An 18,097-nucleotide genomic window follows, 5' to 3' on the forward strand; every position below is an offset into this window, starting at 1 on the left:
GCGTCACCCCCGTGCCTGCCCCGAGGCCGCGGCACGCGGCGTCGGGTGGAGTGAGGGGGCGGGCGCGATGGGGGCGAAGATCGTCGTCCATGGTCCGTGGAGCGGGCCGGGCGAGGAGAAGACCGCGGTCTACCTGCGCGATCATCTGGACGAGCGGTGGACGGTCGTCTGCGGCCGCCAGCTCGTCGCCGGCTCGGGTACCCGTGACTCCGACTTCATCGTGGTCGGGCCGAACAGCGTCACCGTCATCGAGGAGAAGTCCTGGCGGGTCGACCTGATCGGCACCGAGGAGCGCTGGTACGAGCGCAGGACCATGGAGGAGCGGGGCAACCCGATCAACCAGGCCGTCGGTGTCGCCCGGATCCTCGCCGGCAACCTCACCCGCTATGACCGGCAGCTCGCCTCCGCGCTCAGGAGCGCCGCGCCGCCTGGCCAGAAGCAGCTGCACCTCGTCCACTCGCTGGTCGTGATGTCCTCACCCGAGGTCACCTTCCAGATCGAGGACCCGCGGGCGTCGAGCCAGGTCGTGCGGCTCGACGGCTGCGAGAAGCGCCTGCGCGAGATCGACCGCTCGGTCGCGGCGCACTTCGACCTGGCCCCGTTCCGCGAGGCGGTCCTGTCCGTCGTCACCGGTCTGCGGCCGCGGCCGGAGCTGCCGAAGATGCTCGGCGCCTACGAGATCGTCGGCAACCTCGAGCCGACCCCGCGGGGCCCCCGCTACGTCGGCAGGCATCCGGACGGCTCGGTGCGGGTGCTGCTCACCTACGAGCGCCAGGGCCTCACCGAGGCCGAGCTCAAGGCGAGCGACGAGCTGATCCTGCGCGAGTACGAAGCGATGCGGCGCCTCGCCCACCTGCATCGGGTCTTCCCCGTCGACCCGTACTTCGGCGTCCACGACGACCAGATGTGGGTCGCTCCGATGCGTCCGCCGGGCCCGAGCCAGAAGACGCTGCGTTATCTGATCCGGGCCGGGCGGCAGCCGTCGGCCGCCACCTTCGCCACCATCGCCGCGGACGCGTTCGCCGGGCTCGCCGACATCCACGCGGCGGGCATCACCCACCGGGCGCTGAACCCGAGCCGGATCCTGGTGACCCCGGAGACCAGCCGGGTCGTGTTCTCCGACTTCCTGATCGCGAAGATCGCGGACGAGCGCACGGTGATCGACGCGGACGACGTCGACCACGACGGCGGGCCGTTCCGGGCCCCGGAATGCCGACGCACCGCGCACCTGGCCATCCACCCGTCGGACGTCTACTCGCTGGCGCTGTGCCTGCTCGGCTGGTGGGAGCTGCGCCAGTCCGACCCGCCGCGCGAGCCGCAGGCGCCGCCGTCCCTGCCGGACCGGGTCCGCGCGGCGCTGAACGAGTGCTTCGCCGCGCTGCCGCAGGACCGCCCGTCGGCCCGCGAGGTGGCGGACCTGCTGGCCGCGCACCTGGCCGAGGAGCGCAAGCGCCTGGTGCGCCCCGCGCCGGGCGTGAAGATCGGCAAGTACGAGCTGGTGCGCCAGCTCGGTGACGGTGCCACCGCCACCACCTGGCTCATGCTCGACCGCGCGTTCGACGTCCACCACACGCTCAAGATCATGAAGTCGGCCGAGCTGGTGGACAACCTGCGCGGCGAGTTCGTCCTGCTGCACAAGCTCAAGCACGACCGGATCGTCCGGGTGCACGACTACCTGCTCGAACCGCCCGGCCCGGCACTGATCTCCGAGTACGTCGAGGGCCGCACCGTCGCCCAGCTCGCGCCCCGGCTGCGCGGCAGCCTCGGCGCCGCCCGCCGGATCCTCGCCGACATCCTCGACGCGCTCGCGTATGCCCACCACCGTGATGTGCTGCACCGCGACCTGTCCCCGAACAACATCATCGTCGACGCGGACGACCGGGCGACCCTGATCGACTTCGGGGTGGCCTCCCGCGCGGAGGGCGAGGCGCACAGCCTGGTCGGCACGCTGCCCTACCAGGCGCCGGAGATCGCGGCGGACGGCGCCTGGTCGCCGGCGGCGGACCTGTACTCGCTGGCCGTGCTGGTCTTCGAGGCGCTCGTCGGCCGCCTGCCCTACGCGGTCGACGGAGCGCAGCGCAACAAGTACCTTCTCGTCGCCCCGTCGCCGGAGGAGATCGCGGCGGCGGGCACCGCCGGCACCATGTTCCTGGACGTCCTGGCCCGCGCCAGCCACCCGGACCCGGCGACCCGCTTCCCCTCCGCGGCAGCGTTCCGGGACGCCGTCGAGGCCGCGTTCGAACCGCCGCCCCTGCCGCCCCCGCAGGCGCTGCCGTTCCCGCCGGCCCTGTCGTTCCCGCCGGCCCCGCCGTCGACGCCGGCCGGGGCGGCCCTGCCAGCGGAGAGCGCGGAGACCGTACGGCTGGCCGTCCCCGCGCAGACCGACGCGGAGGCGCCGTCGTCCGCGGCTACGACAGCACCGGCAGCAGTGACAGCACCGGCAGCAGTGACAGCACCGGCAGTGGTGGCGGTGCCGGCAGTGGTGGCGGTGCCGGCAGCGGCGGTGCGACCGACGGCGGTGGGGACGCCCGCCGACCAGGCGCAGCGTGAGCTGGTCGTCAACCCGGCCGTCGACGAGATCCGGCAGCTGTTCCGCAACAGCAGACTCGGCAACCGGGGCAACCGGGGACTGGACTCCGAGTTCGCCGACCAGACCTACATCCCGACCCGTCTCGACGACAGGCTGATGCCGCGGATCATCGACCATCGGCCCCGGCTCGTCGTCTTCAGCGGGAACCCGGGTGACGGGAAGACTGCATTCTTGGAACGGCTCGGTGTCGAGCTGCGGCGCCGCGGCGCGCGCGTCCTGGAGAGCGACGCGGCCGGCTGGCGGATGACGCTCGACGGGCACGAGTTCGCCTCGGTCTACGACGCCAGCGAGTCGCACGAGGGCATCTCGGCGGACCAGCTGCTGCGCCGTGCGCTCGACCCGCTCAACGACCAGGCCAGGGACGGTCGCTACACCGCGCTGCTGGCCGCGAACGACGGCCGCCTGCTCGACTTCTTCGACCGCGAGGCCCACCGTTACCCGCGGATCACGCAGGTGCTCGGCGGTGGCGCCGGGACCGACGCCGACGCCGGGGGCGGCGCAGAGGCCGAGGCCGGTGCCGGTGGAACCGGGAACGCCGCGGGTGTGCTGCGGATCGATCTCAAAGGCCGGTCGATGGCGTCGGTGGGCCTGGCAGCAGGCTCGCTGACGGTGCGCATGCTCGACGCGCTGCTGACCGACGAGCTGTGGGCGGCGTGCGGCGGCTGCGCGGCCGAACACCGCTGCCCGATCGCGGCCAACGCCCGCGGCCTGCGTGACGGGCGGGTCCAGGAGCGGCTGCACCGGCTGGTGCTCACCTCGCACCTGCGCCGCGGCCGCCGCCCCACGATCCGTGATCTGCGTTCGGCGCTCGCCTACCTGGTGACCGTCGACCTGGGCTGCACCGACATCCACGCCGAGTTCGGTGACGGTTTCGGGAATCCCGCCCGCCCGGAGCGGCACTTCAGCGCGGCAGCGTTCGGTGCCGAGGCCGGGCGCGACCGGCTGCTCGACGAGTGGCGCAGCCTGGACCCCGCAGCGGTGCCGGCGCCGCGGGTGGAGCGGTGGCTGGCACCCGGCACCCGTTCCCCGGCGGACATCGCCCGCGCCAAGCGGCTCCGGTACTTCACCGCGACCGACGCGGAGCTCGCCGCCGTCGACCACCTCGGCCCGTACCAGCATCTCGACGAGTTCCGCGCCCTGCTCGCCAAGCCCACCCCCGGCCCCGGCGGTGCCGACGCAGGCCCCGGCGCGGCAGGCCCCGAGGCGGCAGGCCCCGGCGCGGCAGGCCCCGGGGCGGCGGGGCACCGGGTCGCGGTGGTGTCGAAGCTGCTGCGCGGCCTGTCACGCTGCATCGGGCCGGTCGGCTACGACGGCGACGGGGTCGCGGTCTCGGTGGGCGAGCCCTCCGAAGAGGGCGGCGCGGTCGTCAAAGTGCTGCCCACCGACGAGTTCGACGTCGTCGTGGCGGACGTCGACGACCGGTTCGTCGAGACGGCGGCCGACATCGTCATCCTCCGGCACCGTTCCGGGCAGGTGAGCCTGCCGGTCGACGTCGACCTGTTCGAGCTGCTGATGCGCGCGAACGCCGGCTTCCTGCCGACCAACCCCGAGGTCGCGCCGCTGCTGGAGGAGCTGGGCCTGTTCCGCTCCGGCCTCACCCTCCAGCCAGCCAGCCGGGTGATCATCATCGAGCCTGACGGCCGGCGGAACGTCATCAGGGTGACCGGAACGACCATCGAGCTGCTGCGGGACGTCCGATGACACTGCGCATACCCAGGGAGCTGCGCTCCTACCAGTTCGACCGGCTGACCGGCGTCGAGCTGAACGACTTCGACGTCGACCGGTTCCTGCCCGTGCTGTTCGAGATGGTGGAGACGAAGGGCCGTCGGTTGGCCCGGTCGAACGCCGACGCGACGGATCCGGACAGGTACGTCGAGGCGCTCGCCGCGCACCCGAACCTGCACGGCTTCGACGACGAGCACGGCCGCGCGGTGCTGACACAGTGGGTCAACAGCAGCGTCGTCCGGCTCGGCCACAGCGGCCGTGGCCACCGGGACGTCCAGCTGGCCGCCGTCCAGCCGATCCACATCGGCGCCTACCGCGCCGGCCTGCCGGTCGAGGGCACCCGGCACCGCAAGGTGCACCTGGTCGTCTACCGGCTGCTGAAGGACGCGCTGCTGCGCCGCGGCGCCACCGACCCGGAGCAGACGCTGCAACGGCTGTTCCGGGAGGCGTTCGGCCGCGGTGTCACGATCGACTCGCAGTTCGTCCCCGCCTTCGACGGGAAGACCGACGACCTCGACGCGAACGTCCTGCTCAGCCTCTACTACCTGGAGGGCTTCCAGCCCGGCAAGGTGCTGACCCGCCGGACCGAGCTCGACTGGAGCCCGGTCATGCCCGGGTTGATGATCTCCCTCGGCGACCTGCTGCTCGACTTCCTCACCGTCTACCGCAACCGGCTGCCCACGACCGCGCTGGCGCGTCACCTGGCCGCGCTGCTCAACATCGGCCTGTTCACGATGACGCTGCGGCTGTTCAGCGTGGTCGGCGAGCTGTGCCGCGGCGGGGACGGCGGGGGCGGCGGCGACGGCGAGAACCGGCCGCTGCCGGCCGACCTCAGCCGCGACCTGCATCCCGCCCGCACCGAGATCTACGTCGACTTCACCCGCCAGACCGGCGGTGACTCCGACCGGCTGGCCGGCGAGTGCGTCGCCCGCGACCTGGAACGGCTGCCCGCCTACTTCGAGGACATGATCCTGCTCAAGACCCTCGACCGGTACGCGAGCAGCGAGCAGAAGCTCCGGCCGTACGTGGAGGGCCGGCGCGGCCCGGACTGGCTGGTCGCCCTGGTCGGGATCCGCGACCTCGAATACGTCGAGTGGCGCGCGGGCCTGGACCTCGAACGGATCGTCGACACGACCCGGGCCGAGCTGCGGACGTCCGAGGAGGACGCCCGGGCGGAGCTGGCCGGCCTCGCGCCCGGCGGGTCGCAGCTGGACGTCCTGCTCGCGGCACTGCGCCAGTCCCAGGCGTCGAAGGCGGTGACCAGCGCCGGTAGCTGGCTGTGGAACACCGGTGGCCTGCGCAAGCAGGCAGGGCTGCTGCGCGGGAACCTGCACGGCCGGCGGGCGTGGCGGTACGCGATGACCGACGAGCTGCTCACCACCATGCTGTTGACCACCCTGATGGACCGGGCGGCCGGCGCCCCGGCGCCCCGGGTGCGACTGGCCGACCTGCTCGACACCCTGGAACACCGCTGGGGCCTGCTGATCCACCGTCCACCCGCCGCGCGCGACGACGCGTCCGCGCGTGCGGTCGCGAGCCAGAACCTGGCGGCCTTCACCGGCCGGCTGCACCAGATGGGCTTCTTCGCTGACCTCGCCGACGACTTCAACGCCCAGTATGTGATCAACCCCCTTGCCGGAGCGCGGCGATGACCGATCTCAGCCCCCTGCTGGCCACCCGGGTCGCCCACCGGCTGGTGACCGACTTCCTGCAGGCAGCACCCCCCGGCCGCTGCCTGCGGCTCGATCACCTTCGCCTCGACGACTGCCATGCGGTACGCGACGCGGCGATCGCCGCACTCGCCGAAACAGCGATGGGCGCCGGCTGCGTGGTCGCCGTCCTCGGCACCGACGTCAGCGCCAGCGACGCGATCGTCTCCCCCGAACGCGCGATCGAGCTGCGTAACCGCAAATCGACCGCGCTCCTGCTGCTCGTGCCCGCGGGCACCGACAGCCCGGCGGCCAGCAGCCTGGACAACTCGTTCGAGTCGATCGACATCGAGGACCTGTTCGGGAAGATCATTCGGGACGCGCTGCAGCCGCTTGACCGGCCCCTGCGAGAGCTGTTCGCCGAAGTCCAGGCGGCGGCGCGCGGCAACGCGTTCCCACGCTCACGCCAGGCCCGGGCCGAGTACCTGCTCGCCGTCGGTGCCACCGCCGCCGACCCGGTCGCGGGCGGCCTCGCGGCCGCGCAGCACGTCGCCGGAACGCACCTGCACCTGTTCGGCCTGATCCCGGACCAGGGCGGCGCGTCATTCGTCTCCCGGCTCGCCGCGAACGCCCAATGCGTCAAGGAACTGGTCAAACCGGCCCGCTCGCAGACGGACGCACGCACCCGGCTCGCGGAATGCCCGCTGCGCCAGGACGACGAGCGCTACCGCGAGATCGAGCGGTACCTCGTCGCACTGCCCCGCCTGTCCCAACGGGCGTGGCTGCGCGACCTGGCCTCCGACGACAACGCCGACCTGGCCTTCAACCGCTGGCCGCTGGACCTCCCCACCGACAGCGACCTGATGGCGCTGCAGGTCGAGCCGTTCGCCAACGCCGAAGGGATCATCGCGGCGAGCACCGGCCTGCGCGCCGGCGCGGACGGCGAGGCACCCACCTGCTCGGCCCGCGGCGGCTTCGTGAAGATCACCTGGACGACGGAACCCGCCAAGCCGAAGGACGTGGCCCGCTGGCAGGTGGAGATCATCCCGTCGGAGGAGTTCTACGGCGCCGAAACCGATTTCGACGTCACCCTGCCCGCGGCGAAGGTAGCCGGCAGCAGGCACAGCCACCGGCTGACGGTGAACGTCGACACCGAAGAGGCCGAACGGGTGCCGGCGCTGGTGACCGTCCGGGTCAGCGCCCTGGACCGCAACAACCAGGTGCTGCGGCTGCGTGACGGTGCCCCCGCCCAGGCCACCAGCAAGGAGTTCGCGCTCGACGACGCGCCGCCGCCGGAGAGCACCGCCGTCCGGCGCGACACCGCGGTCTCCCTGCCGGTGGCGCGGCTGCGCGCCGAACAGGCCGGCGCGGACACCGACATCGAGACGCCCGAAGGCTGGCAGACCGCCGACCTGGCCTACCTGCAGCTGCGCTTCGGCCGGGGCAGCAGGACACACCTCACCCGGATCGGAGTGAGCGCACCGCTGCGCGAGCTGTCCACGCGCGTACTCGCCGAGCCGGAGACCGTCGGCAGGTACGAAGCCGAGGTGGGCGGCGGCCAGCTGCTCGCCGCGGCGACCGCCACCGCGGCCGGCCCCGACTGGCCATCGGGCGCGGGCCGGGCGTTCCTCGCCGCCCGCCGGGAGTTCTTCGAGGCGGTCCGCGCCCAGCCCGGTCGCGGCCTGCTCGAAGTCGCCGCCGTCTCCGACGAGCTGGCCGCGCTCGGGGCGAAGTACACCGCTGCCTACGGACGGATCCTGCGCCGGGACTCCAGCGCCCCCGACCCGCGGGTGCTCACCTCGATCGACACCCTTCGGCTGCGCATCCGCCTCGGCCGGCGCCACCCGGTGGACGCCCTGATCATGCTGCCCACCCATCCGCTGCGCGTTGCCTGGTACCTCGGCTACCACGCCGAGCTGGAACAGTGGCGCACGAAAATGCGGACACTGGCGGCGAAGGACCGCCGCGACGACGCCGACCTCGACCTGCTCGCCAGGCTGTCACCCGCCCGGCTGCCGTTCCTGCTCGCCGGCCCGGACGGCGCGCCCCACGTGTTCGCGCAGAACCTGCGGCTGCTCTACGGGCTGTACCTACCCGTGGACGAGGCTGACCCGGCGACGGCTGTCAGCGAGACGGTGACCGTGCTCGGCCTGCCGAGCGCCGATGCCAGCGTCGGCGAAGTGCCGCCCGCCCGGCTCGCCGACCGCATCCGGCTCTACCGGAACACTCACCGCAGCCCCGAGCGGCTGCGGATCCTGGCGACCAACCCGGGCAGCGGCGAGTTCCTCGGTGAGGCCCTGCGCGTCGTCACCGCCGACACCGGCGATCTCGCTGACACGGGCGACCCCGCCGGCACCGGCACCGGCACCGGCACCGGCACCGGACGCGAGCTCGGCGAGGACGAGGCCGTCACGGCGCCACACGTCTGGATCGAGGTGTTCGGCGAGGGCGCCTCGGAGACGAACCCGCTGCCCGGCCTGCGCCAGCTGCAGCGCGACATCGCCGACAACCGCACCCGACGGAGCAGCGACTTCCTCGACCCGGCGCTGGAGATCTCCGCCGCCCCCTTGGACGCGATCGAAGCAGCCCGGGACGCCCATCTGGCGGTGCTCGCCGACATCAGCCGCCCCCAGCTGCACATGAGCGTCGCCGAAACCAGCGGCGGCAGCGTCTCCTTCCGTGGGCTCATTACCCAGCTGGTTACCCGACGCGACCCGACCGAGCTCGCCTGGGACGTGGGGATCGAGTTCCCCACGGCGCGCGGCGCGGACTCCACACCCGTCACCGACCTGCACCGTCGCTTCGCCGAAACCGTCTCAAGCCTGTTCACCGCCGGCGGGGACGAGACGACGAGCGGAGACCGTACGGCGGCCAGCGCCGACCCGGCTGACCCGGCTGACCCGGCTGACCCGGCGAGGGACGACCGGGCCATGCGGACGGCCCGGATCCGAGTCCAGGTCGACGGCGACACCCGACGGGTGCTCGGCCTCGCGCATGACCGGTGCGACTGGGTCGTCGTCCTGGACCGTTTCCTCGGCCTGGACCTGTTCGACGACCCGTCGCGGCGATCCTTCGACGGGCGGCGCTACATCCTCGACTACGCGCCCGAGTTCCTCGACGGCCTCGGCCACCAGATGGCCATCACGACGGCGCACCGGGCCGACGTCGAGAAGATGTTCCTGCGGGCGATGACCGAGCTCGGTTTCGAACAGCCCGGTGAGTCGGTGTCCTCGGTGGTCGACGAGCTGCTCCTCGTCTCCGGCCGGCTGATCCTCGCCGCGACCGGCAACGACAAACGCGCCAAGGAGGCAGTCGCGCTCGCCGCCGTCGTCTCCCATCTGCGCCGGCGCGGCGAACTCGCCGACACGATCATCATCCCGGTTGACGCGCACCTCGACCTGTTCGGGCCGCGCGCCCACCGCGGCGGCGCCCACGGCGAGAAAGCGCGACGCTGTGACCTGCTGCTGGTGCGCTTCCCGGGACGCCGGCTGCACATCGAGGCCGTCGAGGTGAAATCACGCGGGATGCTCGACAGCGAAGACCTCGCCCGCGGCATCGACGCTCAGGCCCGGGCGACCATCGACGTCGTCCAGCGGCTGTTCTTCGCCGAGCCGGCGCGCATCGACCAGCCGCTGCAACGGACCCGGCTCGCCACCCTGCTCCGGTACTACCTGCGGCGCGCGGCGCGACGCGGGCTGATCACCGACGCGGCGACGTTCGGCCGGATGCAGGAAGGCATCGACCGGCTCGACACCGCCGACCCCTCGGTCTCCTACCAGCAGAGCGGCTACATCCTCGTCCAACGAGGCGACGGCGTGGACGAGTTCACCATGGGCGAGACGCGCATCCACCCACTGACAGCCGCGGACCTCGGGGTCGAGACTCCCGCTGCGGACACCCCCGCGGACACCCCTGCCCTGGACGTGGACGGAACGCCTGAGTCGCCTGAGCGGCCGGAACTGCCTGAGCGGCCGGAACTGCCGGAGTCGTCGGGATCATCGGAACCGTCGGAACCGTCGGAACCGTCGGGATCGTCGGGATCGTCGGGATCGTCTGAGGGTGAGCGGTCCGGGCAGTCCGACGCCTCCGACGCCTCCGACGTGGCACCGGCCGGTGGCGAGACGTCCAGCCCGACATCCGTCCCGGAGACCGGCGGAGCCTCCGTGCGTCGTGCTTCTTCTGGCGCGCTGGAAGTCGTCCGGGTGCCGGTCGGACGAACACTGCCCCCGGAGGAGGACGTCGTCTGGGAAGTTGCCACGATCGGCAGCCCCCACCTGTTCATCCTCGGAATTCCCGGGCAGGGGAAGTCGGAGACGACGATCCGGCTGCTGCAGGGCGCCGCCGGGAGTGGCCTGCCCGCGCTGGTCATCGACTTCCACGGCCAGTTCAGCTCCGACCCACGCCGTCCTCGGTCACTGCGGGTGCAGGACGCGGCGGCCGGGCTGCCGTTCTCACCGTTCGAGCTGACCGAAGCCGGCGGACGGCACGCGTACAAGATGAACGCGCTGTCCATCTCGGAGATCTTCGCCTACGTCTGCGGACTGGGCGACATCCAGCGCGACGTGGTCTACCAGGCTCTGATCAGCCGCTATGAGGCGCACGGCCACGGTCAGCTCGCGCCGCCGCAGGGCATCCCCACACTGGACGAGGTACGCGACGCCATCGCGGCCCTGGAGAAGGAACGCGGGGTGGCGAACGTCCTCGCCCGCTGCCGCCCATTGCTCGAATACGGCCTGTTCACCGACAACACCGGTGTGAAGGTGCAGGACCTGATCCGCGACGGCCTGGTGGTCGACCTGCACGGCTTCGCCGAAGTGGAACAGGCGCAGGTCGCCGCCGGTGCGTTCCTGCTCCGCAAGATCTACAAGGACATGTTCACCTGGGGCCAGAGCGGGGAGCTACGGCTCGCCATCGTCCTCGACGAAGCACACCGCCTCGCCAAGGACGCGACCCTGCCCCGGCTGATGAAGGAAGGCCGCAAGTTCGGCGTCGCCGTCGTCGTTGCCAGCCAGGGCATAGACGACTTCCACCCCGACGTCCTCGCCAACGCCGGCACCAAAATCATCTACCGGGTCAACTACCCGCAGTCCCGCAAGGCAGCCGGATTCCTGCGCACCCGCACCAGCAAGGACCTCTCCGAGGAACTCGAGCAGCTCCCGGTCGGCAACGCCTACGTCCAGACCCCGAACATGGCTGTCGCCCGCCGCACCCGCATGCTCCGCCCCGAGACGTGACCCCGGTGCGGGCCGCTTTCGGCAGCAGCGGCCGGCACCGGGATGGCCGGTGGTCGCCGACGGCTTGTGGACGGACGCGTCAGGTGTGTTTCCCGTCGACATAGACGTCGACCTTCTCGTCGTAGAAGCAGACCAGGCCGGCGATGCGGATGCTCTCGGGCAGTGGGGTGCGGTAGAGCCAGACGACGTCCTCGTGGATCTTGTCGTTGACCTGGACGGAGAAGTAGCCGGCGGTGCCCTTGTAGGGGCAGTGGGTCGCGGAGTCGGAAGGCACCAGCAGTTCTGTCCGCACGTCGGTCAGCGGCAGGTAGTAGCGCGGGCGGATGCCGGACTCGAACAGCGCGACCGGGCGGACGGAGTCGGCGACTGTCACGCCGTCGATCTCCACGCGGACGTGTCGGGAGCTGGAGAGGGCATCGATGCGGTGGTAGGGGTTGCGCGCGTGCCCGTAGACGATCTCGTCCTCCTCCAGCCATACGTCCATCGCGTCCCAGTCGAGCCGGACGAGGCCGCGCAGCTGCGGGATGGGGGAGTCGGGGTAGGTGCCTGCGGCGTCCGGCGCTGTCCGGTCGGCGATGACCACGTCGTGGCGGACGGCGTCGCCCCGGCTCGGCGAGCGCGTGGTCTTCCCGTTCGGTTCGAGGGTCGCGCGGACGTCCTCGGCGGGCAGATAGTAGACGGGGTAGTGCGGGCCTTCCCAGACCAGTACGGGGCGGATCGTGTCCACGACGACATGGCCGCCGAGCAGTGCTCTGACCCGCTTGTTCGCCTGCTCGGCGTGGACCCGCCCCCGGCCGGTGGTGGCTGCCGGCTTCACCGACCCGGCCGCCGGAAGGGCGGCCGCACCCGCGGGTGCGGGTGTGGTGCTGGTGGGAGGAGGTGTTGTCATGGCGTCTTGTTCCTTCCGCCGCGTCCGCCCACGTCTGCCCGCGTGTGCGGTTTTCCGTCAGGCCATTCGATCGCGTGCCAGGCGCCAGGTCCAGCGGAACGTCGCGCCGAGGGCGCGGGTGGCGGGAGGCTCGCCGTGCCGGCCGGGTTCACCGAGTCGGGTCAGAGTGGCCGGGGCCGGGGCCGGGGCCGGGGTTGGGTTCGGGGAGCTGGCGAATCCCTGCCCACACGGTGTCACGAGCCCGCGTGATCGCCACGTACAGCTGTCGGCGTTCCAACCGGGTGCGTTCATGGAACGCGTCGGCAGCCTCGGAAGGGCGCCGGGGGCCGGGGAAGAGATTACGGTCGGGTAGGCAGACATGGGCGAAGTCGAGGGCCTTGGCGCGGTGGTACGTTCCGACCTTGACGCCTTCACCGTTGGTTCCGTCGTAGTCCATCAGCGATATTGCCGGAATTCCGTGCCCAGCGAGCACCCGCAGCCAGTGGAACTCTGCCTCGTTCGTCGACACGAGCACGGCCATGTCGCCATACCGGATATCTCTGTCGGCATGCAGCTCCGTGAGATGCTTGCACAGTGCCGTGTCCTGCGCGGCGGTGTCTGGCACGGTGACTTCCGTTATCTCACCTCCGGGGCGCTCGATGTCGACGTCGCGCTGTCCGCGTTCCGGGGTGCCGTCGAGATCGTCGAAGCTGTCGTCGGCGATCACTGTCTGGGCGTGGTGCAGGATCTCCGCCCGGTTACGGTAGTTTCGCGTCAACACCGTGGAACGTCCCACGACGGGGACACCTGCCTCGGCGAGGGTGAATCCGCCCGGGTAGATGGACTGCTGACCGTCGCCGACGACAAGCAGGCCGTCGGGCTTGTCTCCGACGAAGGCGTGCAGCAGTTGGAGGCCGACACACGTCAGGTCCTGCACCTCGTCGACGATCACCGCGTCGTAGCGGGTCTCGGAACTTTCGCGAACCAGGTCACGAGCCAGGAGCAGCACATCGTCGCGGTCGAGGACACCGCGTTCCGTTCGGAGCTGCTCGTACCGTTCGTAGAGATCCCAGACCGCGCGTCGGTGGGCCGGTTGCAGCGGCGTACTGCGTCCTACTCGCGCCAGTCCGGCGTACTGCGAGTAGGAGGTGAGGCCCCGGCCCTTGATGACGATCGCGATCTCGTCCTGCCAGTACTGGGGGCCGAGACCGAGTCCGAGGCCGGGCAGGACCGAGTGCTGTCCAACCTGCGCCCAGGCCCGTGAGAAGCAGGTGTCGGCGATGTCCTGCAGGTGCCGGCCCGCCAGGTCGTGATCGCGAAGACAGCGGGCGGCGACGGCGTGGACGTTGATGAACTCGATGCGCTCGACATGATCGGGCGCCATCCGGGTCAGCAGAGCGCGGTAGACCGGACCAAGCGTGCGCACCTTCGACGTGAACAGCACCCGGTCTCCGCGGGTGGCCAGGAACTTGGCGCGATGTAGCGCGACGACCGTCTTGCCGGTGCCCGCCGCGCCCCGGACACGTGCCGGACCAGACCACTTCCGGCCGGCAAAGCGCGCCTGCGCCGGGTGCAGCCAGGTCATCCATGTCTCGATCGGTTCACGGGCGGCGGCGTTGAGCAGCTCCTGCCACAGTTCGTCGCGACTCAGCAACGAGCCCTGACCGGTCAACGGACCTTCACCCGGTTCACCGGCCTCCGAGAGGTCGGGCCGGGCCGACGGCCCTGGGGCGGACGTCCGCCTGCCGGCGGGGGGCGGATCTTCCCGGCGTGCCAGCGGGTGTCCCGCCGGCCGGGAGGTCAGCACTACCTGGTGCGCGGCGCGGGGCATCGGAGGACATCCACGCTCCAGTTCGTCCAGTAGCCGTTCGACGAGGTCAGGGGTCAGGCGAGCGCCCCGACGCGCCAGCTCCCTGGCGAGGTCGTGCTCCCCGAGCACGGTCACCGCGTCGATCGGTTCCCGGATGTTCCTGCGCCCGGCCAGGGCGAGCAGCGCCACCACCTCGGTCGGTGGCAGGCCCGCATCTGCCAGCACCTCCGCCACCGCGGCGGCCTGATCCACAAGCTTGCGAATGTCGTCATCCGCATCGGCGTCGCCGCGCCACAAACGGCCGCGCTCGACGGAGGCCTCCCGCCAGTTCTTCACGTCCACGACGAAGACCCCGCCGGGCCCCACCAGGATCACGTCGATGTTGGCCCTGCGGGTGCCCGGCCACTGCCTGTCCGGCAGCACATGCCACCCGGCATTCTCCATAGCTATCAGCGCCCGGGTCACGTTCTGCTCGGCCCGGCCACCGGCTTCCCACCGCTGGCGATGGCGGTTCAGCTGGTGCTGGGTGTCGTTCAGATGCTGGATCTGCCGCTCGACTCCGGCGATCTCCATGCCGAGCAGCACGGCCTGACCGAGGGCGGACGGCTCCGGCAGCGAGCGGATGCCCCTCGCTGCTCTGGCGCCCGGGAGCGCCGCGGTGGTGCGGGGCCGCGGCCTCTCTGCATCGACGGTCGGAACAGCAGTGTCGGGGAGCATCGACGGTGATTCGTGGGCACGCACGTAGCGATCTCCTCACCTGGTGTCACAGATGAGGATAAGTCGGTAGGCTGATGTTTGCCTCTGTTTAGGGCGAATGAGGTCGCTCGAAGCTCGGCGAGAGACTTTTAGCGTCGAAAGCGCCGATTCGCATCAAACAAATGTTCGAGCATGCCGCTGCGATGCGCGCCTCGCGCCGGATGGGGCTGGCGCAGCTGCCTGGGGCAGGCGGGACCACGGCGTGATCACAATCTTGCCGTGGACGTGGCGTCCGGGCTCGCGTCGGCGCCGCCGGTCGCGCGCACGCCATCGGAGGCATTGGGCCCGGCTGCGCTTGCCCCGGCGATCGCCTGTGAGTGCTGGGGCGACACGGCTGACGGCGACGACTTCAGTGAGGTCGCTCGGCGGGCACTCGGCGGACTCTCGGCGAAGTGCGGGCGCCAGGGCCTTCTGTCGATGGCCGCCGGCTGGGGCGGACGGAGGCCTTCCGAAGTCTTCAGGGCGTGCGGGAAACCGGTCCTGCAGTTCACGGACTTCACGTCATGCCGGGTTCCCGGTGGGAATCCGAATCGGCGATCTCGTCGGACCTGCCGCGGCGGTTGGCCGGATCCGGAACAACCCCGTCAGGAAGGCGATAGCGGGGAGGGGCCCCGGGTCCGGCGTGTTCCAATGCGTGGGAAGTCGGGGCGGCGGTCACCACCGCCGGTGTTTCTGATCGGAGCTCTGTGCCATGGCATCCTCGGTCACGTCGGAATCTGATTTTCGCCAGATGGCGGGGTTTTCCTGGTCCGTGACGCCTGGCCTCGTCCGGAACCGTGAGGTGGTCGGCGTGAATGCGGATCGACGTCACTGCTGATCGCTGTGCATTCCTCCGCCGATCCGCCCGGTGCGGCACTGTTCGATCGCGTCGAGCTGGGCGCGTCCTTCCGCGTGGCGCTGGCCGTTGTGGCGGTCGCGCTGGCGCTGGTGGGCGTCTGGCTCCTGGTCCGTCTGCTGCTCTTCCCGCTGCGCAGGCTGCGTGGGCTGCGGGGGCGCGGGGTGGCCTCCTCCCGCACCGAGCTGACGGGTCGGGTGTGCGTCATCCGCACCGGCCGGGTGGGCCCTGAGTTCGGCCAGGCGGAGGTCAGGGCGGCCGACGGGTCGTCCGCGCTGGTCCAGGTGCGACATCCGAACCTCAACCCGTTGCTGCAGGCGGGCAGTTCCGCCGTGATCTACAGCTATGACCCTGCCGGCGAGTTCTTCTGGGTGAGCCCGCTGGACTTCACCCGTGAGCTGGACCGCGACCTCCCCGCGGCCGACTGAGAGCGTAGGAAAGCAGATGAGCCTCGTTGCGATAGTCCTGGGCGTGTTGTTCGGTGTCGTCATTCTCGTCGCGCTGGGCGCAGTCGTCGCGGTCAGCCGGCTGTCCCGCCGGGTGGAACAGGGAAAAGCTCTTATCATCTCGCGGTCCAAGAAGGTCGACGTCACCTTCACCGGTGGGATCGTGTTGCCGATCCTGAACCGCGCGGAGGTGATGGACATCTCCGTCAAGACGATCGAGATCCGGCGGACCGGCCGGGAGGGGCTGATCTGTCGGGACAACATGCGGGCGGACATCCGCATCACGTTCTTCGTCCGGGTCAACAAGACAGTCGAGGACGTCATCAAGGTGGCGCAGGCGATCGGCACCGCGCGGGCCAGTGACCAGACGACACTGCAGGAGCTCTTCAACGCCAAGTTCTCGGAAGCGCTGAAGACCGTCGGCAAGCAGTTCGACTTCGTCGACCTCTACACGAAGCGCGAGGACTTCCGAGACCAGATCATCCAGGCCATCGGCCGCGATCTGAACGGCTACAGCCTGGAGGACGCCGCCATCGACTTCCTCGAGCAGACCCCGATGAGCCAACTCGACCCGGCCAACATCCTCGACGCCCAGGGCATCCGGAAGATCACCGAACTGACCGCGATCGAGCATGTCCGTACCAACGAGTTCCAGCGCCAGGAGGAGAAGGAGGTCACCCGCCAGGACGTCGAGGCGCGGGAGACGATTCTCGAGCTCGAGCGGCGGCAGGCCGACGCCGAGACCAGGCAGGAGCAGGAGATCGCGACGTTGCGGGCCCGGGAGGAGGCGGAGACCGCCCGGGTGCAGGCCGAGGAACGGCTGAAGGCGACCTCCGCGGCGCTGCGCGCCGACGAGCAGCTCGGCATCCAGCGGGAGAACCAGGCCCGGGAGATCGCCGTCGCGGAGAAGAACCGGGAGCGGGTCATCGCCATCGAGACCGAGCGGATCGAGAAGGACCGCCAGCTCGAGGTCGTCGCCCGTGAGCGGGAGACCGAGCTGTCCCGGGCCGCCAAGGACAGGGAACTGGAAGTGCAGAAGCAGGCGGTCGCCGAGGTGCTCCGTGACCGGATCGCCGTGGAGCTGACGGTCGCCGAGCAGGAGGAGGGCATCAAGCGACTGCGGGCCGTCGAGGATGCGGAGCGGCTGCGGCAGGCTCTGGTGATCGAGGCGGAGGCCGAGGCCCAGCAGGCTCTCGTCAAGGACATCAAGGCGGCCGAGGCCGCCGAGGAGGCCGCCGGCCACCGGGCGCGGGAGACGGTGGTCCTCGCCGAGGCCCGGCAGCGGGCCGCCGATCTGGACACCCGCGCCAAGATCCAGCTGGCCCAGGGCCTGCAGGCCGAGGCCGCCGCCCAGGGACTGGCCGCGGCCACGGTGCGGGAGCGGGAGGCGGAGGCGATCGAGAAGGTCGGTCGGGCCGAGGCCGTGGTCGACCGGGAGAAGGCACTGGTCGCCGCGGCGGCGATCCGGGAGCGGCTGCGGGGCGAGGCCGACGGCCTCACCGAGAAGGCGGCGGCGATGGCGGCGTTGGACGAGGCGAGCCGGGGCCACGAGGAGTACCGGCTGCGGCTGGAAGCCGAGAAGGAGATCCGGCTCGCCGGCCTCGACATCCAGCGTCGGATCGCCGAGTCCCAGGCCGTGGTGCTGGCGGCCGGACTGGAGAACGCCGACATCGACATCGTCGGCGGCGAGAGCATGTTCTTCGACCGGCTGCTGAGCTCGGTCACCATGGGCCGGGCGGTGGACGGCTTCGTCGACCACTCCACCGTCGTCGGGGGCCTGGCGGGCAACTGGCTGGACGGCTCGGCGGACTTCACCGCGGATCTGACCCGGATGCTCGGTTCGCTGGGCTCCGGTGACGTCCAGAACCTCACGGTGTCGGCGCTGCTCCTGCAGATCCTCAAGGGGGGCGGGCTGGACGCCGCCAGGCTGCGGGAACTGGCGGACGTGGTGGCCGGCACGGCGCAGCCGGAGACCACGCCCGCCGCGGCGACGAGGTCCGCCGCCACCGCGAAGCCCACGGCCACCGCGAAGCCCACGGCCACCGGTGGTGCCACCGGCCGTGGCACCACCCGCTGAGGCCGGCAGCGTGGCCCCGACCCCGACCCCGACTTCGACCCGGCCGGCCGTGACCGAGCGGCGGGCCGTGACCGAGCAGCAGGCTGCGACCGAGCAGCAGGCCGTGA

Annotated in this window: 7 protein-coding genes; 5 read left to right on the forward strand and 2 right to left on the reverse strand. The window is 71.2% G+C overall.

Annotated features, from left to right (window positions below; genetic code table 11):
• The first annotated feature begins 67 nt into the window (after positions 1-67).
• From B207_RS0104045 to B207_RS0104055, 3 genes are read left to right on the forward strand one after another with little or no spacing between them, the layout of a single operon-like run.
• Positions 68-4,291 (forward strand): protein kinase domain-containing protein, encoded by a 4,224-nt coding sequence (locus B207_RS0104045; RefSeq protein WP_018635232.1) that lies wholly within the window; start codon positions 68-70, stop codon positions 4,289-4,291.
• Positions 4,288-5,967: a methylation-associated defense system protein MAD7 gene (gene mads7, locus B207_RS0104050; protein WP_018635233.1), complete on the forward strand. Its 1,680-nt coding sequence runs from the start codon at positions 4,288-4,290 to the stop codon at positions 5,965-5,967. The genes B207_RS0104045 and mads7 overlap by 4 nt, the downstream gene beginning before the upstream one ends.
• Positions 5,964-11,198 carry an ATP-binding protein gene (locus B207_RS0104055; protein WP_018635234.1) on the forward strand — a complete coding sequence of 1,745 codons (5,235 nt, stop codon included), beginning with the start codon at positions 5,964-5,966 and terminating at the stop codon, positions 11,196-11,198. The genes mads7 and B207_RS0104055 overlap by 4 nt, the downstream gene beginning before the upstream one ends.
• A 79-nt stretch (positions 11,199-11,277) precedes the next feature.
• Here the strand turns inward: B207_RS0104055 and B207_RS0104060 are convergent, their stop codons facing one another.
• The gene (locus tag B207_RS0104060; protein WP_018635235.1) at positions 11,278-12,087 is read right to left on the reverse strand and encodes a DUF427 domain-containing protein; all 810 of its coding nucleotides are present in this window, start codon (positions 12,085-12,087) and stop codon (positions 11,278-11,280) included.
• 148 nt (positions 12,088-12,235) lie between these two features.
• The gene (locus tag B207_RS0104065; RefSeq protein WP_230204825.1) at positions 12,236-14,617 is read right to left on the reverse strand and encodes a nuclease-related domain-containing DEAD/DEAH box helicase; all 2,382 of its coding nucleotides are present in this window, start codon (positions 14,615-14,617) and stop codon (positions 12,236-12,238) included.
• Between the two features lie 837 nt (positions 14,618-15,454).
• Between B207_RS0104065 and B207_RS32415 the strand changes: the two genes are divergently transcribed.
• Positions 15,455-15,895 (forward strand): hypothetical protein, encoded by a 441-nt coding sequence (locus tag B207_RS32415; protein WP_018635237.1) that lies wholly within the window; start codon positions 15,455-15,457, stop codon positions 15,893-15,895.
• 16 nt (positions 15,896-15,911) lie between these two features.
• Positions 15,912-17,990: an SPFH domain-containing protein gene (locus B207_RS39470; RefSeq protein ID WP_026310655.1), complete on the forward strand. Its 2,079-nt coding sequence runs from the start codon at positions 15,912-15,914 to the stop codon at positions 17,988-17,990.
• Positions 17,991-18,097 lie beyond the last annotated feature (107 nt).

Origin of the sequence: Parafrankia elaeagni, assembly GCF_000374165.1 — a bacterium.
GTDB lineage: Bacteria > Actinomycetota > Actinomycetes > Frankiales > Frankiaceae > Parafrankia > Parafrankia elaeagni.